The sequence below is a fragment of the Oleiphilus messinensis genome (genome assembly GCF_002162375.1).
GTDB classification, from domain to species: domain Bacteria; phylum Pseudomonadota; class Gammaproteobacteria; order Pseudomonadales; family Oleiphilaceae; genus Oleiphilus; species Oleiphilus messinensis.
This window is the reverse complement of record NZ_CP021425.1, coordinates 2,233,982-2,259,500: the sequence shown is the minus strand read 5'-3', so window position 1 is coordinate 2,259,500 and position 25,519 is coordinate 2,233,982. Positions and strand designations below refer to the sequence as shown.

General features: G+C 47.7%; 22 protein-coding genes and 1 tRNA gene. 11 read left to right on the top strand and 12 right to left on the bottom strand.

The features are described 5' to 3' along the window. The first annotated feature begins 40 nt into the window (after positions 1–40). Positions 41–940: an alpha/beta hydrolase gene (locus OLMES_RS09925; RefSeq protein ID WP_087461121.1), complete on the top strand. Its 900-nt coding sequence runs from the start codon at positions 41–43 to the stop codon at positions 938–940. Positions 941–1,050: 110 nt separating this feature from the next. Here the strand turns inward: OLMES_RS09925 and OLMES_RS09920 are convergent, their stop codons facing one another. Genes OLMES_RS09920 through OLMES_RS09910 form a run of 3 tightly spaced genes read right to left on the bottom strand, consistent with a single transcriptional unit; the run spans position 1,051 to position 4,585 of the window. Beyond that, entirely contained in the window at positions 1,051–2,403 is a 1,353-nt protein-coding gene (locus OLMES_RS09920) for a sigma 54-interacting transcriptional regulator (RefSeq protein WP_087461120.1), read from the bottom strand. Positions 2,404–2,439: 36 nt separating this feature from the next. Continuing rightward, the gene (locus OLMES_RS09915) at positions 2,440–2,988 is read right to left on the bottom strand and encodes a hypothetical protein (RefSeq protein WP_087461119.1); all 549 of its coding nucleotides are present in this window, start codon (positions 2,986–2,988) and stop codon (positions 2,440–2,442) included. Next, entirely contained in the window at positions 2,972–4,585 is a 1,614-nt protein-coding gene (locus tag OLMES_RS09910; RefSeq protein ID WP_087461118.1) for a sensor histidine kinase, read from the bottom strand. Before OLMES_RS09910 ends, OLMES_RS09915 begins: the two co-directional genes overlap by 17 nt. An 820-nt stretch (positions 4,586–5,405) precedes the next feature. Here OLMES_RS09910 and OLMES_RS09905 point away from each other — a divergent pair. After that, on the top strand, positions 5,406–5,639 hold the full coding sequence (locus tag OLMES_RS09905) for a hypothetical protein (protein ID WP_087461117.1): 234 nt from the start codon (positions 5,406–5,408) through the stop codon (positions 5,637–5,639). Positions 5,640–5,823: 184 nt separating this feature from the next. After that, entirely contained in the window at positions 5,824–6,879 is a 1,056-nt protein-coding gene (locus OLMES_RS09900; protein ID WP_087461116.1) for an LLM class flavin-dependent oxidoreductase, read from the top strand. 6 nt (positions 6,880–6,885) lie between these two features. On the opposite strand, the gene OLMES_RS09895 is transcribed toward OLMES_RS09900, so the two are convergent. The 3 genes from OLMES_RS09895 to OLMES_RS09885 all read right to left on the bottom strand — a co-directional run bounded on the left by OLMES_RS09895 (position 6,886) and on the right by OLMES_RS09885 (position 10,993). After that, a complete protein-coding gene (locus OLMES_RS09895; protein ID WP_087461115.1) occupies positions 6,886–8,319 on the bottom strand; it encodes an AMP-binding protein in 1,434 nt (477 codons plus the stop codon). Continuing rightward, positions 8,312–9,478, bottom strand: coding sequence for a dipeptidase (locus tag OLMES_RS09890; RefSeq protein WP_087461114.1), 1,167 nt, complete (start codon positions 9,476–9,478; stop codon positions 8,312–8,314). The genes OLMES_RS09895 and OLMES_RS09890 overlap by 8 nt, the downstream gene beginning before the upstream one ends. A 346-nt stretch (positions 9,479–9,824) precedes the next feature. Next, positions 9,825–10,993 (bottom strand): IS3 family transposase gene (locus OLMES_RS09885; RefSeq protein ID WP_087459752.1). Its coding sequence is split into 2 segments (ribosomal slippage): positions 9,825–10,732 and positions 10,732–10,993, totalling 1,170 coding nucleotides; the frame shifts between segments, so codons are not numbered across the junction. Positions 10,994–11,163: 170 nt separating this feature from the next. Here OLMES_RS09885 and OLMES_RS09880 point away from each other — a divergent pair. Together OLMES_RS09880 and OLMES_RS09875 are read left to right on the top strand one after the other, a co-directional pair. Further along, positions 11,164–11,658 carry a hypothetical protein gene (locus tag OLMES_RS09880; protein WP_087461113.1) on the top strand — a complete coding sequence of 165 codons (495 nt, stop codon included), beginning with the start codon at positions 11,164–11,166 and terminating at the stop codon, positions 11,656–11,658. A gap of 55 nt (positions 11,659–11,713) precedes the next feature. Then, a complete protein-coding gene (locus OLMES_RS09875) occupies positions 11,714–12,208 on the top strand; it encodes a metal-dependent hydrolase (protein ID WP_087461112.1) in 495 nt (164 codons plus the stop codon). A 38-nt stretch (positions 12,209–12,246) separates the two neighbouring features. Here OLMES_RS09875 and menC read toward each other — a convergent pair whose 3' ends face one another. Together menC and menB are read right to left on the bottom strand one after the other, a co-directional pair. Beyond that, positions 12,247–13,311 (bottom strand): o-succinylbenzoate synthase, encoded by a 1,065-nt coding sequence (menC, locus tag OLMES_RS09870; RefSeq protein WP_157678240.1) that lies wholly within the window; start codon positions 13,309–13,311, stop codon positions 12,247–12,249. A gap of 21 nt (positions 13,312–13,332) precedes the next feature. Further along, positions 13,333–14,187 (bottom strand): 1,4-dihydroxy-2-naphthoyl-CoA synthase, encoded by an 855-nt coding sequence (gene menB, locus OLMES_RS09865; RefSeq protein WP_087461110.1) that lies wholly within the window; start codon positions 14,185–14,187, stop codon positions 13,333–13,335. Positions 14,188–14,339: 152 nt separating this feature from the next. Here menB and OLMES_RS09860 point away from each other — a divergent pair. Continuing rightward, a tRNA-Pro gene (locus tag OLMES_RS09860) sits at positions 14,340–14,416 on the top strand. Between the two features lie 597 nt (positions 14,417–15,013). Here OLMES_RS09860 and OLMES_RS09850 read toward each other — a convergent pair. Next, the gene (locus OLMES_RS09850) at positions 15,014–15,499 is read right to left on the bottom strand and encodes a hypothetical protein (RefSeq protein WP_087461108.1); all 486 of its coding nucleotides are present in this window, start codon (positions 15,497–15,499) and stop codon (positions 15,014–15,016) included. Positions 15,500–15,640: 141 nt separating this feature from the next. Here OLMES_RS09850 and OLMES_RS09845 point away from each other — a divergent pair, with 141 nt between their 5' ends. Further along, the gene (locus OLMES_RS09845; RefSeq protein WP_087461107.1) at positions 15,641–16,618 is read left to right on the top strand and encodes a transposase; all 978 of its coding nucleotides are present in this window, start codon (positions 15,641–15,643) and stop codon (positions 16,616–16,618) included. A gap of 476 nt (positions 16,619–17,094) precedes the next feature. On the opposite strand, the gene menD is transcribed toward OLMES_RS09845, so the two are convergent. Both menD and OLMES_RS09830 read right to left on the bottom strand, forming a co-directional pair. Beyond that, positions 17,095–19,038 (bottom strand): 2-succinyl-5-enolpyruvyl-6-hydroxy-3-cyclohexene-1-carboxylic-acid synthase, encoded by a 1,944-nt coding sequence (gene menD, locus OLMES_RS09835; RefSeq protein WP_087461105.1) that lies wholly within the window; start codon positions 19,036–19,038, stop codon positions 17,095–17,097. Further along, entirely contained in the window at positions 18,938–20,356 is a 1,419-nt protein-coding gene (locus OLMES_RS09830) for an isochorismate synthase (RefSeq protein WP_087461104.1), read from the bottom strand. The genes menD and OLMES_RS09830 overlap by 101 nt, the downstream gene beginning before the upstream one ends. A 136-nt stretch (positions 20,357–20,492) precedes the next feature. Between OLMES_RS09830 and menA the strand changes: the two genes are divergently transcribed. Further along, on the top strand, positions 20,493–21,398 hold the full coding sequence (gene menA, locus OLMES_RS09825) for a 1,4-dihydroxy-2-naphthoate octaprenyltransferase (protein ID WP_087461103.1): 906 nt from the start codon (positions 20,493–20,495) through the stop codon (positions 21,396–21,398). Between the two features lie 37 nt (positions 21,399–21,435). Here menA and OLMES_RS09820 read toward each other — a convergent pair whose 3' ends face one another. Then, on the bottom strand, positions 21,436–21,879 hold the full coding sequence (locus OLMES_RS09820; protein ID WP_087461102.1) for a response regulator transcription factor: 444 nt from the start codon (positions 21,877–21,879) through the stop codon (positions 21,436–21,438). 233 nt (positions 21,880–22,112) lie between these two features. On the opposite strand from OLMES_RS09820, the gene OLMES_RS09815 reads away from it, so the two are divergent. Genes OLMES_RS09815 through OLMES_RS09805 form a run of 3 tightly spaced genes read left to right on the top strand, consistent with a single transcriptional unit; the run spans position 22,113 to position 25,437 of the window. Then, complete coding sequence (locus OLMES_RS09815) at positions 22,113–24,833, top strand: intermembrane phospholipid transport protein YdbH family protein (protein ID WP_157678239.1); 2,721 nt, start codon at positions 22,113–22,115, stop codon at positions 24,831–24,833. A gap of 52 nt (positions 24,834–24,885) precedes the next feature. Then, positions 24,886–25,086 carry a YnbE family lipoprotein gene (locus OLMES_RS09810; RefSeq protein WP_087461100.1) on the top strand — a complete coding sequence of 67 codons (201 nt, stop codon included), beginning with the start codon at positions 24,886–24,888 and terminating at the stop codon, positions 25,084–25,086. Positions 25,087–25,104: 18 nt separating this feature from the next. Beyond that, complete coding sequence (locus tag OLMES_RS09805) at positions 25,105–25,437, top strand: YdbL family protein (RefSeq protein ID WP_087461099.1); 333 nt, start codon at positions 25,105–25,107, stop codon at positions 25,435–25,437. Positions 25,438–25,519 lie beyond the last annotated feature (82 nt).

Genomic DNA, 25,519 nt, shown 5'->3' with positions numbered 1-25,519 from the left:
CACTTGATTCACCTCCTGAAGGCATATCTCAAAAAATATAATGGCAAGTATCCGATCCCGATTCATAAAACAGCTTGTAAAACACCGTATCGGTCGAACACTGCGAGCTGAAGTTCCCGTGGAACAACAACGCAAAGAGCTGGAACAACTCAGTCTGATTTCCGTTGTCTCGCCGACGACTAAAATTCGAGAAGTACTGGCACCCAATTGCCCGGCAGAATGGGTTACCCATCGTAATGCAAGAAGCAGCCATGCGATACTGTTCCTTCATGGCGGCGGCTTTAATACAGGTTCGCCTAAAACCCATCGTCTGCTGACCGAGCGTCTATCAGCCCTGTGCGAAGCCGTTGTGTTGGTGCCAGACTACCGGCTGGCACCGGAACACCCCTTCCCTGCCGCCGTAAATGATACTACCGCAGCCTACAATTGGCTTGTCGGGCGAGGTTTCAAGGAAGAAAATATCGCACTGGTCGGAGACTCTGCCGGAGGTGGCCTGGTGATGTCGACGCTGCTGAAATTACAGCAGAACAATCGCAGATTACCCAGTGCAGCGGTGTGTATTTCGCCCTGGGTCGATTTAACCATGCAAGGCGAGAGTCTGGTTAAAAATGAAAAACATGACATTATGCTCAATCGCGAGTGGATGAGCCTGATGGCCAGTCAATATGCTCAGGATAAACTGGCTGACCCACTTTGCTCCCCCCTGTTTGCAGAACTGAAAGACCTGCCACCGATCATGATTCAGGTTTCTGATAATGAAATTCTTCTGGATGATGCCCAAGCACTCTCTGAAGCGATCAAGAAGAATGGTGGCGAAGTCGTGCTGGAGGTATGGCGAAAAATGTGGCATGTATGGCCACTTTTTGTGCGCTGGATGCCCGAAGCAAACGTCGCTGCCGAGCACGCAGCCAGTTTCATTACCCGATACTGGAAAAACTAGCAAGTAACACGCTGTCAGCTATATCCTGTCGGGGGTCGAAGATACGTCATCGACCCTTGACACCTTTATTCCTGACACCTTTATTCCTGACACCTTTATCCCTGACACCTTCATCCCTGAATAGAATCATCCTCAATCGCAATTCCGTGCTTTTTCACGATTTTATAAAAGTCAGACCGATTTCTCCCGGCAAGGCGCGCGGCTTCCGGGATATTTCCGCCGGTGATCCGCAGCAAACGCTCACAATATTCACGTTCAAATGCTTTTTTTGCTTCCGTCAGAGGCTCCACAACATCACCACTTCCGGGAACTGAGTGCTCAATCACTTCTTTTGAAATCAACGTAGACGCAGAAAGTGCAACCGCTTGTTCAATCAGGTTGTTGAGCTGCCTGACGTTACCGGGCCAGTCATAGCTCAGTAGCATATCCATTGCATCGTCCGCGAAATGCTTCCGTGGCCGATCGGTACGATCCGCGATGGAACTCAGGAAGTGGTTTACCAGCAGTGGAATATCTTCCTTGCGCTCACGCAGTGGCGGTAACACCAGGTTGACCACATTTAAACGGTAGAATAAATCTTCACGAAACGCCCCTTGTTGCGCCGCTGCGATCAAATCCCGGTGCGTCGCGGACACGATACGCACATCAATCGGAACCTGCTCAGTGGAACCAATGGGACGGATTTTCCGTTCCTGCAACACCCGCAACAGTTTTACCTGCAAGTGCGAAGGCATATCTCCAATTTCGTCCAGAAACAGTGTGCCGCCATCTGCCGCCGCAAACAAACCGGTATGATCTCTCGCCGCGCCGGTGAAGGCCCCCTTCTTGTGGCCAAACAATTCAGACTCCATCAGATCCGCCGGTATGGCACCACAGTTAACAGGAATAAAAGGCTTATTATTCCGGACACTGACACAATGGATTGCCTCTGCCAGCAATTCTTTACCCGTCCCACTCTCACCGTTAATCAGCACATTTACATCGCTTTGCGCAACGAGGCGGGCCTGCTCCAGCAGTTGGTACATTTTCGGGCTGCGCGTGACAATACGATGGGACCAGGATTCATCCGGCTTGATTATACTTCCGCCATCACTGACTTTTCGCAATGTGGATAACAGCGCATCCTTGTCCACGGGCTTGGTTAAAAACGCAAAAGCGCCTTTCTGCGTGGCCGCCACCGCATCCGGAATGGAGCCGTGCGCGGTTAATATAATCACGGGCAGAGATGGCCAGCGTTTTTGCACCTCACTAAGCAACTCCATGCCGTCCATGCCATCCATTTTCAAATCACTGATGACCAGCGCCGGAATACGGGATGCAATCAGCGTAATGGCTTCCTGACCACTGGCAGCCGTGCGCACAGCGTAACCTGATGCTTGCAGGCGCATACTCAGTAGCTCCAGAAGACCTGGATCATCATCAACAATAATGATATCGCGGTCCGGAAGTTTCGCTTGACTCATAATGTGCTTTCCTTTGTTCCCGAGATTAAATTAACCTTATTGCCCATTTTTCTGGCGTTGACTGATATCGGCTTCGATATCGGTTAACGCATCGATCTTGCTTTGCATTTCCTGACGAATCGTATCCTGCCGCTCCAGCAGATTTTGCGTCAACTGCTGCTGTTGCTCCAAAAATGCAAACAATGCGATAAAATCCGTCGACCAACCTGAAATCGCGCGCACTTTGGTTAACGCGATGCCCATTTTCGCCGGGTCAGTCTCCATAGAACAAGACGCAAGTAACAGCTCGGACAATCGTTTATCCACCATTTTTTGCCGCTCACTCAAGCGTTTATTCGCTGTAGCTGGCAGCAGTTTCTGTTTCCCGGAACCACAAATCATCTCCCGCTGCTGCAACCAACTGGTGGCAGAATAAGGCGATACCCGACCCACCGCAGGAACCTGATTTACCTGATCAGGATACTCGATCTTGCATTCCTCATCGGGATCATTCAAAGTACTTCTCAGTACGATTGGCTGACAACCAGACATCACAACAATAAACACCGTCAACCATCCCAGCCGACACTTAGAAATCTGGCTCATTCACCATATCCTCATCAATCAGAGGCAGCGTCACTGTGAACACAGCACCACCTCCGGTTTTGTTTTCAACTTTCACATGTCCATTCAGTGCCTGAATGCATTCTTTTACGATGGACAGCCCGAGTCCACTTCCTTTTATGGCGCCATCACGGGTCGCAGCCCCTTGGTAGAACGGCTGAAAAATCGATTCCATTTCCGACTCGGCAATTCCCGTGCCTTGATCTGAGACAGACAACCACCAATAGTGGTCTTGCAAGCCCCAAACTACTTGAACGACACCGCCCCGCGGAGAATAATTCACGGCATTGGATAACAAGTTACTGAGCACCATATCAAAACGCATAACATCAACCTGGACGGTCAGATTCTGCCCGTCAACCTGAAAGCTTATCTGTCTTGAACCTGCACTGTCTTCAAGCCCATTAACCTGCTGATGGACTATTTCAGCGATTGAAACGTCGACCCATTCATCTTTGGTTTGTTCACGCACCGCATTAAAATTCAACAACTGCTGAATTTGCTCCAGAAGCTTCCTGGCGTTTCGGTCAAGAATACCGAGCACATGCTGCTGCTGATCATTCACAGGACCGGGCACTTCATCCTCAAGCAACGATGTTGCCTCCATGATCGATGCAAGCGGCGTTTTCAATTCATGGGTAACATGACGCAGGAATACATTTTTCTGCTTTTCCAGATAGAGCAAGCGATTGCGCATCCATTCCAGACGAACACCTAAAGCGACCAGATCAGACGGGCCGGTAATCGAAACTTCCTGATTTAGCTTACCTTGGCCCAATAAACGAATCGCTCCCGCGAGATCTTTCAACGGCCGGGATATATGATACGAAAAAAACAGTAACAATATTGCAGTTCCAGGCAAAATAAGTGAGCCGATCAACAACATATGACGTTTTTTACGGGAAAACTCCTGCTCATTTGATTTCAGCGAGTGGTTAATATGGGAAGCGACCTGCTTTTTCAAGTTTTCTCCCAGGCCATTTGCCTGATCAAAAACAAACTGCAGGCGTTTGAGAATACTTTGTTGATCGGTTATTGATGAATTGCCGGATTGAGCAGCGGAAGAATCGGAGGTCGTGGAACGATTGGTTATCCCACTCCCGGGAGATGATCCCGTCGCAGTGCCCCCCCCTGAAGACATCTCCGAGGCAAACATTGCTTCAGTAAACGGTTTAATATTCAGCACTGCCAATAAGGCATCAACCGCCTCAACACTCAACTCATCGCCCAGAACACGTTTCAAATCCTGTAAACGTGCCGCCATGGTTGTGTATTTTTCCTGGTACAGGTCGATGAATCGGTTATCCCGAAGCACGACATATTGACGCCCGAGACGCTCCATTTCCCGGATGTCTTCAGTTATCTCCAAGCCTGACTGATTGGCCAGGATAACAGAAGTCACCAGCACATACTGCGATTGGTTCTGTCGCTCCAGTGAATAAACCGCATAAATTACAGCTGCGAGTAATGGCAAAACTGTAACTGCAGTCGCAATCGTCCATTGCTGCGTTAGCGGGGCCGATCGGCGATATACCAGCTTTTGCCACAACTGACCCAGAAATGACCCGATATTACTCATAACTACTCAAACCAATGTCTGCCAGGTTGCATTTTAGCGACCCGGTTCAACAGGCCACTTTCTCGGAAAACGCCCTGGCTATTGTTTGCCAACTGAGCAAATCGTGCTGTAGACGATACTTTTTGAACAAACCAGGCTCGTTTTTCTTAAGACTATCCGTTATTACCATAATGCAACCTCAGGTCAAACCATTATTCGTATTGAAAATACACGATTTCCCAGGTATTCGTTCAAAAAAGGTCAAAAATATCTGGATGCTATTATTTTTCCCATATATTTCAAGGCTATAGATGCCATCTAAACAAATACTTAGAACATCTTGCCACTGACTAAAATTGTTCCAGATACAGATGTTGCAATTTAGAAACACCATAACACTTTGTTTTTACATTCCTAAAATGGAATTCGACCACACTTGGTTGCATCTTTGCAACCAAATTCACCCAATCAGTTGCTTAAAAATACCAGTGGAGCACAACAGTCCAACACAAGATATGCCATCCTATTGTATTTATTATATATTTTAATTCTGGCACGACGAATGCTTATACCCAATTGCGGTCACGCGAGTCTAAGCTGATAGCAAGAAGGGTCTTGGCACCCATATACAAAAGATAATTCGGCAATCTTCTGTATATAAAGCGCACGGACGAATAAATGGTAAGGACACCATTAACAAGGATGTCAGGGTTACAACTCGTAATCTGAGCTCAGCGTCAGCGCCCTCGGGCACTGACCACAGCCACAAGTGCGATATGGATCGTCCACTTGCGGCGCACTTAATTTCAACAACACAAGCAAAACATAACGTGGAGCAATTTTGAAAACAAAAGGCGACTATATTATTGATTCGGGATCACTGGCGGCTGAATCACTGCCCGCTATAAAGGACTGGCGACACCCATACCTTGTACTCGTATTATTTTTATCGCTGTTTACATTGAACGCATACATGGAACATCTCCCTTTACCACTCGCCAAGGGGGATGTCAGCACGCAGGATATCATCGACTCATTAATCCTGCCACAAGCTTCAAAACCGACTTCTGACTAACCGCCCTCCTCTCCAGGGGATCGTTAGTATCTTCTCCGCAGCCAGCACGTTAGTTGCCTCGCACTGGTTGCGGCTTTTTAGTCTGCCCTGTTACAAAATGCCACAATTGAACATTGGTCTTACTGACTAACTCTCGATATCCTACGCTTTTTTGCTCAAGGGATTATTGCAAATAGGGATTCGAATGAAGTTTGGCGTACATTTCCAACTGGGCCAGATTCCTGGTCAATCACTCACTAAATTGTATGAAAATGCAATTGAACAAGCCGTATTGGCGGAAAAACTGGGCTTCGAATCAATTTGGCCAGTAGAACAACACTTCACACCGTCAATTTCCACCATCGCATGCCCTATGATGCTTTTGAGCGCTATCGCCGCGCGAACAAACCAGATCAGATTAGGTACAGGCGTCACCTTACTTCCACTTCACCATCCTTTACGGGTGGCGGAAGAAATCGCGACACTGCAATTGATCAGTAAAGGTCGAGTGGAATTCGGCTTTGGTCGGGGCGGTTTACCAGATCACTTCATTCATTTCGGTGTTAATCAAAGCGAAAATCGGCAACGAATGATTGAGTCTCTGGAAATCATCCAGCTCGCGCTGTCCTCGGAGACCTTCTCTTATCGCGGCGATTACTACACATTGGAAAACGTCAGTCTCTCACCTGGACTGGGTACCTATCCCATTCCGCCGTTTCGCGCAGCTGCGAACAGTCCGGACACCGTAAAACAAATGGCAGAAATGGGTTACCCTATTTTCTGTGCGAGCCATATCAACCCGTTTCCAACCATCAGCTCGTTGTACGAAACTTATCAGGCCCATGCGCTCAAAGCTGGCAATAGCCTTGAGCATCTCGATTTTAACTTGATCAGTCCGATCTACACCGCCCAATCCACTGACGAAATACGCTCAGCATTGAATGCATCACTGGATAATATGAAAGCCGTTGCAATCGAAAAAGTGGCACCGGTATGGCCTGGGGTTAAACCCGGTGGCAAAAACGCCAGCCATAAACCCAGTATTCAAGAATACATTGAAGCCATGAGTTTTGAACGGCTCAACGTTGACTGCGCACTCTTTGAAACGCCCGCGCGGTGCATTGAGAGACTCAAAACAATTCAATCGGAATTGCAGCTTTCACGCTTCATTTGCTGGTTCAATCCGGGTGGACTTGTGGAGCATGAGGCAATACTGGATGCTATGCACTTATTTGCCGAAGAAGTGATTCCAGCGTTTTAACCGTTATCAACAGACAGGTTTTGCCTGACCTGAATAAAGCAGTTCTACAAGGGCTTTCCGACTGATTTTAAGCCCGCCAGGCAAGCAGTTTTTGCCGTACGCGTCCGTTAAATCGTATAGCGCTACCGGAATGGCGTAGGACGGCAAATCTGCTTTTAACCTTGCCCTAAAATGTAATCTGGCATCCTCCGATAAATCATCCTGAAACAGAAAACACACACCTCGGTGTCCGAATTCAGCGTCATCCCTGGCTACGACATAACATTCTTTCAGGTTAAATACGCTACACATAACCGATTCAACCTGCTCAGGCAGGACATTCTCTCCGCCGGAAATAAATTGGTTATTCCTCCGCCCTAGAACCTGTAAATTACCCTCAATCAAAATCCCTAAATCACCAGTGGTAAACCATCCATCATCACTAGCCTTGTCTCGGCCTGGTCTGGATATCCTGCCATTTTCGTAATATCCTGCGAACAGGGTTTTGCCCCGTACACAAATTTCACAGTGTTCCGAAACCTTTATGTCCCGGTAAGGTAACAGTATCTGCAACACGCCATCAGGATTTACTGGCCCGGTCATGACTTGAGAGCTCATCTCTGTTAAACCGTAGCTGATCCAGGCAGGAATGCGGACATCGACTAACCATTGCAAAACAGGTGAAGGTATCATACTTCCACCAAGCAACAGCCCTGAGAGGCGCTTAAGGTGATTAACCAGGAAGTTGGGATTACAGGTCTCCTTCCAGCGAACCAATTGTGTCGCGACCAAAGAGACATGAGAAATTAAACACTGGGTTAACCACTCCGGGGAGATGGCCCGATCTTCGGGAATAACAATTGTCGCACCAAACCACAAACAACGAAAAACCAGTGCCACACCCGCAATGTGAAAGAGAGGCAAGGTCAAGGCCCAACGGCAACCGGGGTACAGTGGCAACACACTCTGACTGCCCAATGCACTGTAGAAATGATTTTCGAGCGTATGCATTGCCAACTTTGGCATACCCGAACTACCAGACGTAAATATCCCGGTAACCACGCCCGCTGGCTCACTTCCAATGGTGTGAGGGCACGCAGAGACCAGCTCATCCGTAACCTTCCAGTTCGGCTGCACGCTTTCTACTAGCTGCTGCTTGTATCGCAGGGGAAATCGGGGGTTAATCGGCACAAACGTGGCCCCGATCCGAATGCAGGCGAAACAAAATGTGAGCTCGCGGACTAATTCCACGCCATCATAAATCAGGCGGTGACCCGGTTTCACACCGGCTTTGACCAGATTCTGAACCAGAGCCTCAACCTCCCGATCCAGCTCGGTGTAAGACCAACTACGCTGTGGCTCTTCAATACAACAGACATCACCAAAGCGCTGGGCACCCGAGCGCACAGGACAACCATTAAGCTCAGGCAGCCGGTCTGAAACCTTGATTACATCAGCCATGGGGTAATTGATCCAACAGAAACTGCTTCAAATTCTCCCCCATAACCCGCGCAAGATCAGCCTGACTCATACCCGCATTTAACAATGCTTCCGTTAAATGACTCAATTGGCTTCCGTCCACGGGACTCGCCACCGCCCCATCAAAATCTGACCCCAGCGCAACATGCTCAGCACCGACTAGCTCCGCCGTGTAGATAATCGCCCGGGCAATATCACTCACTGACTCGCCACACACTGCCGTCGGCCAGAAACCAATGCCGATAATGCCACCACCGGACGCAATGGCTTTAATATGCTCATCGGAAAGGTTTCGGTTATTGGCACAGGTTCCTTTTACGCCGGTATGGGACACGATCACCGGTCTACGCGCCATCGCCAGCACATCATCAATTGTCGCATGGGAGGCATGGGCCAAATCAATAATCATGAATCGGGCCTCCATTTCAGCAACCCATTTTCGCCCCAACTCAGTCAGTCCGCCTTTGTTGATACCATGGGCTGATCCAGAAATTGCCGTATCAAAAAAATGTGTCGGCGCAATCATACGATATCCAGCAGCATACAATTTCTCGAGATTATCCAGATTCCCTTCCAAAGCCTGGGCCCCTTCAAGCGTCAACCACCCTGCTACCAGCTTCGGGTTACGTTGACGTTGCGCTATAAACTCACTCAAATCCGCCCGGGATTTAACAAAATATACAGCGGGATCATGCCGACTCAGGGTCTCCAGTTTTTCAGCCATCATCAAAGCGCGCTGCAACAGACTGCCCAACGCCGCCACAGGCCAGGCTTGCGCCATACCGCCCCAGAAGATCATGTCGGATTTATCGTCGTTGCGCTCAATGTTCAAGCCAAACGGAGTTTTGGTTACAACCGAAAAACCCTGAAGTGCCATATTACCGTCCTGTAACCGGGGAATATCGGTTAGCCCGATGGCATTCCGCTTGCGTAGATCCCGCCCCCACAGCAGTGCATCATTATGAAGATCAGAAACAAACAACTGTTGATGCATAGCTTGCACATCCGGCGTGGGTAACACGCGCTCATTAGCGATATGGCGATTCATCCGGTCATCCAGAAATTCCGGAACAAACCCGAAAAACACTACCGCACACAAACCCACAATGACCAAAACAATCATCAAAAACTTTTTTAGCATTATCAAGCTTCCTTACCTATCCACACAAACCACTCTGCCCCGCTACATCGTACTCACACTGAGCACCAGCCATCCCAAAAAACGTTAACTGAACGAGGGATTATTCGAGTTATCATGCCATACTGATATCCTGCATACCACAGGCTATTGGGGACGAATTTAATCAGCAAATTGAAGAAAGCTACGATACATACGGGAAGCATACCATCACTGATTTAGTGGCCATTCACAGGAATCCGGATCACGTCATTGTGTTGTGGAAAGTTCAACTGGAAAACCGACCCGAGCCTGGTCTTTTGATTTACGGATTCAGAGTGACGTGGTCAAGCAAAATTGTACAACCCAGTTAAGCTACTTTTCTTAATTCAACCATTTCTTTTTCAAACTGTACCGGACTTCTGTAATCGAGGTACGAATGCAGCCGCTCATTGTTATAAAACACAGAAATATATTCCAGGATGTCCCGCTGAGCTTCAGCTCTTGTTTGATAGCTTTTCCACTGAACTCGCTCCTGCTTTAAAGTGCCAAAGAAACTTTCAACGACGGCATTATCCCAGCAGTCACCCTTCTTACTCATGCTGCCTTTAAAACCATGTAGTTTAAGAAGTTTTCTAAAATCCCTGCTGGCATACTGTGAGCCGCGATCAGAGTGGTGTATTAGCCCAGCTTCAGGGCGACGCTGCCAAACTGCCATTTTGAGCGCATCACAAACCATTTGCGCTTTCATGCGTGAGCTCATATTCCATCCAACTACTTTTCTAGAGTAAAGATCTATCACTACCGCTAAATACAACCAACCTTCCTGTGTCCAGACGTATGTGATATCGGACGCATAGACCTGGTCAGGCTGCTCAACAGCAAACTCACGATCGAGAAGATTATCGAAAACCGGCTGCTTATGGTTGCTGTTTGTCGTTACTTTGTATTTCTTCTTGTGTTTGACTTTTATTCCCGCTTCTTTCATCAGTTTTCTGGTTTTGTTCCGGCCAACCGGGTAACCCAAAACATTTAATGCTGTTTTCATCCTGCGATAGCCATAGGTATCATCACTTGATTTGGCTATATCTTGTATCCACTCAATCATCTCCGAATGAGTCGGATCATCAGGTTTATTGTCTTGACGCTGTAAATAGCTGTAATAGCCTGAGCGCGTTACACCCAATTGCTGGCACATAATGCCAACGGGCCACACCTTTTTATGCTGGGTGATGAAAGCGTATTTTACTTTGCTTCCGTGGCAAAAAAGGTGGCCGCTTTTTTTAATATATCGCGCTCCATCTTTAGTCGTTTGTTTTCTTCTCGCAAACGACGAAGCTCTTCCTGCTCAGGCGTCAGTTTTCCATTTCCACGAAACGCATGACCGTCATCATTTTCATGCTCTTTAATCCAACGTCCAAGCACATTTGGATTAATGCCAAGATTTCTTGCCGCTTCTGCCTTCGAATAGCCTTGATCTATTACCAAGCTAATCGCATCTAATTTAAATTCTTTTGAGTACTTCTTTCTTACAGCCATTTTTCACTCCAGTTTTGAGGATTATCTCTTAACTGGTGTGTACAAATCTATTAGACCACGTCAGAGAGCACAAAGGAGAAGTACGCATCGAAGGTTGTACCTATCACGCTTGAGATTGATACACCACGATAACGTTTGTGACGATTTACAATTTGATTCAAGGAGGTCTTATGCAAAGAATTGCACTACAACCTATTCGGTGGTTTAGTTACGGTTTACTATACCCGTTATCCACGTTCACAATCGCAGCAAGCCCAATTCCGGAAGATTTTATCACCCCGAATCAGCTTATACTGGAGATTCGCTATTGTGAGTGTCAGGCCACAGAAACAGAAGAACTGCCCTCCCCGCTGCTATCCACTTTTTTAAAAGAATCACATCTTTTAAAGGTGAGCGTGGATGGTGACCAAAAAGGCTTTATTGCTGCGCCCGAATTATCCATGGGCTACCAGATACAGCAAACAACAGATTCGCCAGATCAATTCCAGTTCCAATGGTCTGGCTCATTCAATACGAGTGGTGAAGAAAGTACCGGAAACGGAACGGTGTTACTTATCGAGGATCAATGGGTTGCACTCTTTGGAGCACAACATGATCGCAATGGGAGTACTCACTACAGAAACGTTGCCGTGAGATTATTTCGGGCTGAAGAATCAGTGCGATAAGTAATTGATCACAATCTAAAACAGCAATCAGCCCCGAATAACAGAAGGAAAAAACGTGCCATTTACGCCTTTTCACATGGGGCCAGGGCTACTGATTAAAGCGCTTTTGCAGAGTAGTTTTAGTTTGATGGTTTTTGGCTGGACACAAATTGTCATGGACATTCAGCCCTTGATTGTGTTGATCACAGGAGAGGGCCATCTACACGGGTTCTCTCATACCTACATCGGCGCAACCTTGCTGGCAGTTTTTGTCGCTATTGCAGGTAAATACTTGTCACAGCTGGGTTTATGGCTGTTGAAAATCACCCCCTCCATTACTCACATTCCTTGGTGGGTGGTTTTACTGAGTGCGTTTATCGGGAGCTATAGCCATGTACTACTGGACAGTATGATGCACGCTGATGTCCAGCCCTTTTTCCCGCTGACACCAAACAACGAGTTTCTGAATTATGTTTCTATTTCAACACTCCACAAAATCTGTCTTTATAGCGGGCTGGCGGGTGCTACGTTCTATTACTGGCTGAACTGGCGCACTCGCAGCAAAGGTTAATGTCTACACTCCGCGAGCAATTCTGCTTCAGATTCACATTAGTCTGTACACCATAACAGTGATAAATCCTCACGGGGAACTACCGGCCGATCATGCCAAACCGGACCTTTACGCACGACACACTGTTGCATGTGTGAAAGGGTATCCAGTCCGGGCGCAATTTCGGGTGCATGATGGTTGGCTAACCAAGCAACCTGCCCCCACCCCACCGAGGACTCAAAGGACGAGCTGAAAACAGGAATGATGTGTAACGCCCGGGCTTTTTTTACCAGTGTTTCCGTTTGGGTGATGAGACCCTGAAGTGCAGGCTTAATCACAATAGCCTTTGCCCATGATGCTGCCGCCAACGTAAAGTCAGTTTCACGGGTTGATTCATCCAGCGCAATTGGCAAACCATCATATTGTGCCAGGCATGCATTTTCCTTCATGTTGGCACAGGGCTCCTCCAGAAAGGCCAACCGGGTTTGGTCGATATGTTGAGCAAACCTCAGTGTCGATTCGTAGCTCCAGCGCCGGTTGGGATCAACCCGGATGGCTATACCCGGAAACGTTTCAATCAAGCGTTGATACCGGTTCACATCAACCTCAAGGGCATCACGCCCCGTTTTGAGCTTGATCTGCAAACCGGCTCCTATTGATCCGGAAAACGAGATTCGCTCAACAAGCCGAGACCACCCCGCATTCGAAAAATCGACACCGTCCACCAAAAACACGGGTGTATTCCGGTGATAGGGCGTTTCTTCTACTCCCATCACGCCACACTGTAGTTCCCTCAACGCGCAGGAGATACCGAATTGAATACTTGCGGGTAGACCTGATGTATTGGAGACCAAAACCTGAACTTCATGGCTTGAATCAGCAGGTGAAGCAAGAAGCGAGTGCTGCGCCAATAAAGCCTGAAGAAGCGTCGGCATGAGCAGCTCCACTTCGCGCAGGGTTTCCGGGCTGAAACTGGGCAATGGGGCTACCTCGCCCCAGCCCTCTCTGCCATCTTCGATCAGCCGGATCAGCAATCCTTCCCGATTGCGGAGGGTAATTGATTTCGACAGACGAAGCTCGGGGTATAAAGGAATGCGGTAACGATACAGATACGCTGATTTCACGATTGAGCACTAAGGTAGACGTCAGGGGCGACGTTTGAAGTCACTAAACCGCGGCGGACGCTTTTCCATGAACGCATTTCGCCCTTCCTGCGCTTCTTCGGTCATGTAAAACAGCATCGTGGCATTGCCCGCCAACTCTTGCAGACCGGTTTGACCATCACAGTCCGCATTCATGGCCGCTTTCAGGCAGCGTAAGGCTAATGGTGAATTCTGTAACATTTCACGACACCAGCGTACTGTTTCCGACTCCAGTTGCTGGATTGGAACCACGGTATTAACTAAGCCCATGTCAAGCGCTTCCTCGGCACTATACTGCCGACACAAGAACCAGATTTCCCGGGCTTTTTTCTGGCCAACCATCCGTGCCAGGTAACTGGAACCAAAACCGCCATCAAAAGAGCCAACAGAAGGCCCGGTCTGCCCGAAGCGCGCATTATCTGCGGCAATGGTCAAGTCACAGACAACATGCAGAACATGCCCGCCACCAATCGCATAACCGGCCACCATGGCAACAACAGGCTTGGGACAAGTGCGAATCTGCCGCTGCAGATCCAGAACGTTCAGGTGCTGCACGCCTTTACCACCCTGATATCCTGCTTCACCACGAATAGACTGATCCCCACCAGAACAAAAGGCCTGATCACCCGCACCGGTAAAAATGATAACTCCGATACTTTCATCATAACGAGCATCATTCAGCGCCTGACTCATTTCCATTACGGTTATGGGTCGAAAGGCATTATGTACTTCGGGGCGGTTAATTGTGATTTTGGCGATACCTTCCGCTTTATGGTAGAGAATATCCTCAAACTCCAATTCACTTGTCCGCCAGGTAATAGGCGCGGTCAACTGCGCCTCGGTCAATCCGTATTTCATTGTGTCAGTTCCAGTCGTTTTATTAAGTTTGCCAGGATCTGATCTTAGCTCATTCAAGCTACAAATGTTTTGCTACCAATCAAAACAAAAAACTTGAAGGAACTAAATTCAGTTGACTATCATGAACCTGATTGATTAAGTGCAAACGATTACGGCGTGTAGCGCAGCCTGGTAGCGCACTTCGTTCGGGACGAAGGGGTCGGAGGTTCGAATCCTCTCACGCCGACCAGATTCCTCAATAAGTCTCCCCAGTCACTGACTCACATTCAGGCACTGAGGACAGGCATTCCTATCACAATTTCATCACCCTCAAAACAGACTAACACCCGCTTCACGCCTTGAAGCATAGGTTGTTTTTATTTTCATCCTTAAAAATGAACTTGACATAAGTAAGCAAATTAAAATTATCACCGCTGGCTAAAGTAACTAAAACGCACCTTACAACAAGTTGACGGTTAAACAAAGCTCCGCTCAGCCAAGGACAATGTCTTGTACATCAACATCTTCAATCTTTCCATTTGATACGAGCACACCAACACCAAGTTCAGGATCAAAGCTGGCTCTAAAAATAAAGCCAACCTCCTGATTCTCTCCCGCTTCTGATTACATGATTTTTATTTTAAGCAAATCAACCAGCCCAGCCACATCAGAAATAGAACTAACAGCAGGATCAAAACTATCTTTGTAGTAACTGAAAACAGCGTTCTCTACATCTGAAGTAATTTTCTGCTTAGAACCGCTATTAATTTTTGGGGGATTACAGTGGTATTTGCGGCCCATCATTTGGCCGCAATAAATGATTTGGATTGTTTGGAACAACAGATTTTTACGCAGACAAGTATTTTTCTTTAAACCTATCCGCATCAAGCTCACCAAAGTTAACCACACATCCCTCAGTAGCTTTTAAAAACTTATAAACCGTATCAAGAAACTCTTCGTAGCAACCAATATCAGTTGATTCAAAACACAATGATGTAATGCATAACTTCTTTATGTTCTTAATTTTTTCGTTTGCATTAAATCGTCCTTCTTTTCGATATTGGATATATCTTTTTAGATCATCAGCTTCGCAGACACTTGGTTCATAGTTACGATTATGTTCACGGTACGTATTAACATCAAGGCTCGAACTTTTTCCTTTATTATCATCTAATGTAATTGTCAAACTTGTCCAACGCCCGTCGATACCATCATAATAATAATCACCATCAATATCAGACTCATCAATAGCCCATATAGATGGGCAAAAGCTTTCTTCGCTAGGCATTTTGCCATCTTCATGAAGTACAATATATTCTGTAGCAAACCTCATAATTAATAATCCAAGTCTATTTTCCCAAACAACTGAGGACAGGCATTCCTATCACAATTTCAACTATTCCGAATTGACAGCATAGTTCGTTCAGCATATCTTTAACCTCGCTTATTGCCCAACAGCAAAATGGATTTTGCCATGACTTTACCCAGAAACCGCCTGGTATCGGTAGCCGATACGCCCTACTACCATATTGTCTCCCGTTGCGTGCGCCGAACTTTCCTTTGCGGAGTGGATCATCATACCGGTCAAAGTTTTGAACACCGCCGGCAGTGGATCGAAGACCGGATACGGTTGCTCTCCTCTCTCTTCACCATTGATATTTGTGCCTATGCCGTGATGTCAAATCACTATCATATCGTGATCAAATTGAATCCGGGTGAAGCAAAGAGTTGGTCGCAGGATGAGGTGTTGAATCGGTGGTGCGCGCTTTTCAAAGGCCCATTGATCGTACAGAAATACCTCCGTGGCGATAACCTGGATACGGCAGAACACAATACATTAGATACGCTGGTAAAACTGTATCGGGAAAGGCTTTCAGACCTGAGCTGGTTTATGAAATGCCTAAACGAACCCATTGCTCGCAAGGCCAATCGAGAAGATGACTGTACGGGGCATTTTTGGGAAGCACGATACCGCTCACAGGCGCTGTTGACAGAAGAAGCGCTGTTGAGCTGCATGGCCTACGTTGACCTCAATCCAGTACGCGCTGCAATTGCTGATACACCCGAGACATCTGATCATACGAGCCTGAAAGAACGCGCACGCCCATCATTTAATCCGGAGAAGGCAATACAAAGCCAGCTTTCAGAAAGCGCCTTACTCAGCTTTAACACCCCTATTAAACCCCTGTTGCACTTCGAAGAAACCGTTAAAGGGTCTGATCAAGTCGGTTTGTTTTTAACCTGGCAAGATTACTTGCAACTGGTGGATTTTACCGGACAAGCTCTGCATCCTTCGAAACGCGGCAGTATATCAGAGCAACTTCCACCTATTCTCTGTCGTCTGGGCCTAGCCGATCATGACTGGATAACCCGATCAACACACTTTGAATCGATTTACGAGCAGCGGTATTCAAGGCGAAAACTCCAAAAATTCAGGACTCTCGCCGCCTGAGCGCTCCAATCAAAAAACTCCTTACTGTTTCTCGCCAATCAAGAGAGGAATGGCTTTCGCCTTCGATTTGACGATTTCCTCACGGAGAGTCGAATTTCTCACCTTTTTTACCATCTGATTGTATATGTCCTCGAATTTGCATGTGCAGAATACCAATTCTTAAACATTAGAATTTATAGTTTGATTGATTTTTCAGTAGTGTGTGTCCGGGATATGCTGTAGTGCTGGTGTGTGTCCGGGATATGGATTTGGGTTTTAAGTATAGCCGTGCGCTGGCCGACCCTGACGGTCATGTATGGGAAGAGACATTTTTTCGGGACGAAAAAAAAGGCTGTGAAAACCACAGCCTTGTAATAAGCAAGGTAATTTACCGGTTTCCCGGTAAAAAACGGACTAGTTCAGAGACACTAATCAACGGTTAAAAGTGTATAGTAAGAGTATTTACTCTAGAAGGTCATAAGACTACATTTTAACGGTCATTTTAGGACATCTTTATCTGATGATGTTTTTCCCCGGATAAAATACGCTGAACGTTCGACCAATGTTCGCATTTGCTGGTAGCTGGAATCCGGATCGATGCGGACTTCTAACACAGTGTGTTTTGGTGACTTGAACACGTCTTCCAGTTCATTTTCAAGCGCCGACAGCGTTTCCACACACTTGTGGGTGACAGCAAATGCCTGAGCCGCTGCACCGAAGTTTACGCTGTGCGGCAGCGTATAAAAGTCCCGTCGTAGGTCTGTGTCCGGTATGGGCAAATGGTGAAATATTCCCCCTCCCCCATTATTCAATAGAATGACAATCACAGGAACATTGAGTTTTGATAACCAATGCAGTGAGTTCAGGTCATGAAGTAATGACGTATCGCCCAGCACACAAAAAGTCACTCGCCCATTACCCATTGCCGATCCGCAGGCTGCAGCCAACAAGCCATCAATGCCGCTTGCACCGCGGTTCGCGATTAGTTTCGGGGAGCTTGGGTAATTGTAAACGCCTGCGATCATTTCGAATGCACGAATGGCTAGACTATTACCGATAAACAGATTAAATGCGCTATTCAGGCGAGGTATCAAGACCTTAAACACCTCCACTTCAGTAAGCGTATCGGGTATCCCCAACCACGCCCGTATTTCCCCCTGCAACTCTGCCTGAGCGCGCAATAGCGTCATTCTCAGCGAGGGACTTAATCCTGTAGTGCGCCGAGCATCGGAACCGACCGCAGATTTCAGATTTGCCAGTGCGGCTAAGGCTTTGTCACAGAATTGGGGTATTGCTGATGCGATAAACGCTGAGAAGTTGTGACCCGGTGCAAGCGGGTATTCACCCGGATGCACGACCCAAAATTCTCGCCAGGGTCGGGATTCAATAAAGGCTTGAATCCGTTTGGAAACCAGACGTCCACCGAGCTGCAGTAAATTACATTCCCCCGCCGATAATTCTGTGTAGCGACGAAGCAAGGTGTCCCCATTTTCCGCCAAGAGCAGATCCATCGACGACAGTGTATCCGGCATGCCTTTCAACTGAGATTGAGAATCGACAATAACGGGCCAGGCCAATTCCTCGATCAATCGCTTCACCGCCTGCACATCAGCATCGCAATGCAGTGCCCCCACGACAACAAATCCCGGTCGGGCGAAAAACGAATCCAGCTGGTGATGCGCAACTGAATCCGAAACCGCGCGGGTGTGATAGTCTGTTGCACCGCCATGCTCTATTCGATCAAAGGTCGCACGATTATCGCTTGCACACCAATGATTAACAGCACTCAAATAACCCGAGAAATCACGCTTATCCTGACCCGACTCCGGATACAAAGGCTCATCAAACATCATATTGATGTGGGTGACGTGCCCATTCCCGGGTTTTTGATCCACCATGACCCGGTCAATGTCTGTTAATATCGATTCCGGACTGACAGATGGATCCGGGCAACCAAAATTGATGGACCTGGGAGAAAAGTGTGTAAATATACCCGACTGAGGGATACTTTGGTTCGCGCCGCAGTTGTGCAGTCTCGGAGGGCGGTCTGCACTGATGATGATTAACGGCATACCGGTTTGATACGCCTCAACGACCGCAGGATACAAGTTCGCTACTGCAGTCCCTGAAGTGGTGATGACGACCACAGGACACTCGGATGTTTTTATCAACCCCAGGGCAAAAAAGCCAAGACTGCGTTCATCAAAATGACGGTATATATCAAACCCGACCTTTATGGCATTCAATGTGAGCGGCGTGTTTCTCGATCCTGGTGCAATGCAACAGGCACGCACCCCGAATCGATACAACTCTTCAAGGACGAGTCGGGCCCAGAGATCATTATGCGAGTGATGGTATTGGGGAAAGTGCATGACAGCGATGAATAAGTTCCAAAGGTGCTCTGATTTTTTGTTCCAGTTCTGACCATTCGGCGTCCGCATCCGACTGCGCCACAATGCCTGCACCGGAAAAAAGCTTTATTTCATTTTTTACAATCTGCGCCGCACGGAGGGAAACCGCAATTTCAGTTTTCGACGCCGATACACAACCGTGGGTACCGGCATACCAGTTCCGGCGGAAAGGCTCGTGTAGCGTTAAAAAGTCTCTCGCGACACGAGCTGGACTGCCCGCAATTGCCGCTGTGGGGTGTAATGCAGCCAATATCCGGTGATCGTCAATGCCAGTATGCAGTTTCGCTCGCAAAGGATAAATGAGATGCTGGATGTGTTTTTGCTTCCATAAGCCCCGGCCAGACTGTGAAACAGCATCACTCAACCCGCCCAACTTCTCCAGAATATCCTCGACTACCAAGCGGTGCTCTCGGGTGTTCTTTTCATCAAGGAGCAGCTGCTGACCCAGCTCATGATCCTGATCCCGGTCGCAGGAACGCATCGCCGTTCCGGCCAATGCTTCGGTATCGAGGTGACAACCAGTTCGCCGGAACAAGCGCTCCGGCGAAAAGCTGATAAAGCCATTATCGGAACTGGTTTGAAATACAAACTGATAACAACTCTCTACCGACTGCTGCCAGTGCGCCGCCAACAACATGGCATCCGTTTGCTTGGCACAAAAGACTCGCGTTTCCCGGGCCAATACCACTTTCTCGAAGTCTCTCGCAGAGATACAGGCTTTGGCCTGACCAACTAATTCTCGCCAGGTTTCATGATTGGGCTGATCGATTCGTCGTTCATATTCAATATCAAGTTCGGGGGTATCAAACTGTCCCGAGAGGAGGCTCAAAAGATCCTGATCCCGAAGGTCGGCCATCCACTGGGGAATTGGCGTATATCCCGGCAGGTGAACCGCACCGGAAAGATTAGCCCGGTCTACGGCGTTTACCCGAAGCAAGAAATGCCCTTGCTGTTTCAATAGTTCTATTCTTGGCAAGATCAGAACCGGTGTGTCATTGTCGAAGGTTGACAGCCAGTAATATTGCTTTCGACAATCAGAACCTGCCAGCGACGCCAGAAATGCACGGGCGTCATCTCCCGTCCGCACCATTGCAACACCCAAGCCTGCGACTTCTACATCTCGCGTTTCTCCCCGGAACTCGTCAGACGCACTCTCATCTATTCTCGATGACCAGTAAAGTTTCGGGTATACCTGCTGTCGGTACAACCATCCGGGAAGCGATACTTCAGGGGTTTCCGGTAAAATTGCTGTAATCGTCTGCATAGCTTCATTTGAGTCAGGACTCCGTTGCAATAACTGCGATTTCAGCGAAGCAATTCCGGCCTTTAAGCCTGGGGAAAATCTCATGTATACTGCCTTTTCTCAACCGCGTCCGAACTTCGACACAAAAATTTTACATGTTTTGCCCATTATAGAGTGAAGAATGAAGCACACAATTGTCTTCGCTCAAAAATAATATTACCAATTTCCTTTAAGGATCATTATGCACGTAATGCCCTGGTTACTGGCAATCCGCCCACGAACCCTGCCATTGGCTCTCGGCAGTATCGCCATGGGATACGCACTCACGCAAGCCGCATCCCCACCCATGGACGTGAACACACTCACCCTCGCGCTCATTGTAACCACCACGCTATTACTCCAGATCCTATCCAATCTCGCGAATGACTATGGCGATGGCTTGAGCGGTGTAGATAACTCTGAGCGACAGGGACCACAACGCATGTTAGCGTCCGGCACGATCACACAACAACACTTTAAACAAGGCTTGAAAATAACAGCAATATTAACCGGAATTTGTGGCCTGATACTGATTCTGAGCGCCGTAAACTCCTGGGCCGATGCGCTGATTTTTCTGGTTGCGGGGGCATTCTCTGTGGTTGCTGCCGTCACTTACTCAGTCGGGAAACGACCCTACGGCTATATTGCGCTCGGCGATGTGTCGGTGTTTGTGTTTTTCGGCTTGCTCGCGGTACTCGGGTCAGCCTATCTTTTGGGACACCCCCCTGCACTGCAGGATATGCTGCTCGCAATCAGTGCGGGCTGCTTTGCCACCGGGGTGCTGAACATCAACAATATGCGCGATGCAGCAAGCGATAGTGAGGCCGGAAAAGTGACCATCGCAAATCTTCTGGGCCAACACTATGCAGTGCGTTACCAATTTGTTCTTATTGGCACGGGCTGCATATCACTGGAGATATTCTACTGGCTGGCCAGCTCCAAATTATGGGGTATACATCAGCTGCTCATTATCTATTTCACTCTGCACAGTATACGCGTAGCGCACTGCCAATCTGCTTCAACTTACAATCAATTGCTGAAGATGATGGTGATCGGCACTTTTGCAATCGAAATGCTATTTCTTCTGGACTTGATCTGGCTAAAGTAACCACAGATTGAACGCCTATCTATGGTTACTCACACACTCAAGCCAACGCTTGAACCCGGTTACGCAGTGCCAGATGGCCAGGGTTTGCACTGATATCCACAATCATCTTGCCGGCTTTATCGGCGAGAATTGGCAACGTTAACCACCCCACCAAAATAGACAATGTTTTAAGCTTATCCGGGTTTGCCACCAGCAAAGAGGTCGGCGTCTGCGTGCTGACACCCAGACACACAGCATCACCCTGTAATTCATTTTCAACCAAGGTAGACAACACTTCTATTCCCTCGACGCCGCCACTACCATCCGGTTCCAGATTAATCAGTATGGCGTGATAAGCGAGCGCGCTAACTTTTGCCAACGCATCCTCAGCACTGATTGATGTATCCACATTACAGCCTAACTTTTGCAGTTCTTCTGCTATACCATAAAATATATCGATACCATAGGTGCCAACGATTAAAATATTTCGTTGTAGTTTCATAGGTATTCCTATTCCCCTTTCTGATGCATACTTGCCTTGAAGCCTGTTGGAAATAGACCAATCCAGTCAGTGCAAAAACGCGAAAATGGCTACACCGAAATCAAGCTGAATTAACCAGTTGTGAACATGAATATGATGAACCTTACATAGTTAAATACTAGTTGAGTTCCATTCAAAAGTGACACGGACTACAAAAAAATACATTTACCATCACAATGACTACCTTAAAGATCATGCCAAAACCGGGTGTACCCCGGTGGATCAAATACGTTTTGATCACGCTGATGTCCATCGGAGCACTATTAATTGGCCTCTGGTGGTTCACACCACTTTGGTTGCCCGTGCTAGTGATTTATGTCGGAACAGAACAACAACTCCAGATCACGGAGTTTGAGGTAAACCGTCCGACGGGGTACGGCCTTGAAATACCGTCTTTGTCTTTGAGTTCGGATACGGTGACAATACAGGCTAAAAACCTTAATATTTCGGGCATGCACCTGACGCAGTTGAGTCACTTGAATGCCCATGGCCGAGCAACTGAAAACGGGCCACAAAAACAAATTGAATCTGCAACCGATCACCCGATTACGCTTTCAATCGATACATTAAAGATTCTGGCGAGTCCAGCTGGGGACACGTACGAACGCAGGGAATCCGCATCACCACAAATACACATACAAGCTATTTTGGACAAGATTCACTCACTCCCCCCATTCCAAATATTGATTACTGAATTCGAGTTTGAGCGCGATTCCTCCACTCAATCACTACCTACTGTAAGCGGGCACTTGAAACTCAGACATGATCGGACTGAAACGAGCCTGACTACCGAAGGCGAAGCGTTGGAAAACGATTATGGCGTGCATGTTCAGCTCAACAAGGGCAACTCAATCGAGGCACAGGCTAATTTCGACACCATCGCGTTAACGCTCACTGCGCAACCTGGAGTAGAGCAAAATACAGGGGCATGGGTATTTGATTTGAAGTATTCACTGAGCAAACCACCAAAATTGATCCATCTTCCACTCCCCGTCACCAATCCGGAAGCCGACATCAAACTCTCGATAAATGACTTCAGTACCCAAGGCAAGGCCACACTCACAACCCACGATACGCCATTACAGAACCCCTGGACATTATCGTTACAGCCAGTGATTAATATGCTGATGCAATCAAGCAATGGTGTTAAGGCTGAATTGGAGAGTACGCTGCAACTCACGATGTCTGGCGAGAACTTGCTGGATATGGGACAAGCTGTATCTGGGCAACTCCATGAGATGCAAATAAAATCATCTATACAGGAAGCACCCGCATCATGGGCACAATTTCCCGATAATTGGTTGCTCTCAACCGAGCGAGAGATTAATTGCACGCTACAAGATCAAAGACCTCAATGTACCTTTCCAGTGAACATAGCTATCAAGGGAAATACTTCTAACCATCGCACACCAGACTCACTGATCTCCACCATCGATGCAAAATTGACAGCCGCTATTGCCACAGGTCAACCCCTTCCAAAAATGCAGACCGCATTTACAGTGAAAGGAACATCCGAAGCACCGAATGTACCTCGAAATTTCACCCTCTCGGGTAAAACCGGACTGGAAGCAATCGAAAACAGCTATAATTTGAGCACTTTGGCGCCCATTATGATCAAATGGCGACAATGGCATACTCCCGACGTGCGCTTGCCTGAAGGTTCGATTGCCCTACCCAATCTACAACTCCATATCACCGACAACCACGGGGATCTAAAACTCGAAAGCACAGTACACCTAAATGCTGCTATTACCCATCCGAAGAGCAAAGCAACCCCACTGCCTTTTGCGATCACAGGCGATATGCGTCTTACGCCAAAAGGCTTTTCATTACAACGGGGTAACATTAGCGCCGCATCAATTACAGCGAACTTATCGGCCCATGCAGGTATACCGGTAGAAGCGCTGGATGTGCAGTTTTCTGTTCAAGGAAAGCCGGATCTGAAGAAGCTCGACCCCTGGCTATCACCTTACTTGTCGAACGGGAGCATAAAACTAACGGAAATTACAGCAGGACAAATCGAGAGTCGAGGCGCGCTTGAAATCCAGATGAACAAAGATACAGCAACTTCCCCTCCGGTAATAGTGACGGGCGACCTTCGCACTCGGCTATCCGATTGGTCATGGATAAAGTCTGATCTGGCGCTGAAGAACATCAGTTCAGAGATCGAAATGACACTCGCTGAAGGGAGTATCATAATCGAAAATACCGGGAATCTCGTCGTGGATGAAATCATCTCTGGATTCGCGTTTACTGACTTTCGAACCCAAATATCAGGGCGAATTCCACTGCCATTTGTGAAAGGGTTTAAAGCTGAGCAGCGCTGTCATGCCAAACTCGAACGGCTTTCCATGAATGCATTTGCCGGAGCGATTGTGTTGGCCAAGCCTGAACAGGTACCCTGCTCTGCAGATTCATTGGCTGACTTGAATGCAACCTACTGGCTGGAACTACACAACCTGGAACTTTCCCAGCTTGTCGCATTGGAAAACGACAAGCTGACTGCAACAGGCGATATTGTCGGAGTTATACCGGTAACCTATGAGCACGGCAAACCTTCGGTAACAAATGGCCAGATCAGCGCCAGAGAGGGGGGATTGATCAAACTGAAAGAAGTCTCTCACTGGCGAAAAATCGCGGGCCAAAACGATCAACTCTTACTTGCAGTTGATGCCCTGGAAAATTTCCACTTTACCGCGCTGACCAGTAGCGTAAACTTCAGCAGGGACGAACAACTGAAGTTGGGCGTTGCAATGCAGGGTAGCAACCCGGACTTTCAAAACGGCAGGCTTGTGCACTACAACGTCAACCTCGAGAGCAATATTTTATCGGTAATGAAAAGTCTGGAGGTACCCGACAGAATAATCGAACGTCTGGAAAAAAAATATTGGGATTCAGACTCCGTTCAGCAATGATAAACTATGCTGGAATGATCTTAATCTTAAATCACTTTATCAGGATTTGTTAATGCGATTGCCTATCGACACCGTTCGATCTTTTGCTTTTTTCTGTTTGCTTGGCTTATGCGCATGTACGCCGCGTGTTGAAGTTGCTGTCCCGGACAAGCCGATTACAATCAACCTAAACGTAAAAATCGAACACGAAGTTAAAGTCAAAGTAGAAAAAGACCTTGAAGATCTTTTTTCAGAAGAAGACAACATTTTCTAGAGCAGAGGGGAAGGTTTTATGAACGTTATTCGAATATTCCTTATGCTTGGGCTGCTATTCAGCCTTCCGAGCTGGGCAATCAGTCTTGAAGACGCCAAGGCACAGGGCATGATTGGAGAGCAACCGAATGGTTACATCGGTGCGGTCAAGGGGAATACCCGTGCCGCCGGGTTGATCAAGGAAATCAACGCCAAACGGGAAGAAGCGTATCAACGCATCGCAACTAAACGTGGTATCAGCATCGAGCAAGTCGCAAAATTAGCGGGCAAGAAGCTGATCGATAAAGCGTCGCCTAATGAGTATATTAGGCTGCCCAATGGCGAATGGGTATTGAAAAAACAAGCGCGCTAAACACCCACTTAGAATGGTAAACCCGCCCGGATCCTGCCGGGCGGGCCAGAGCTAATCAGGTTGTATCTTCAACGCCTGGTGC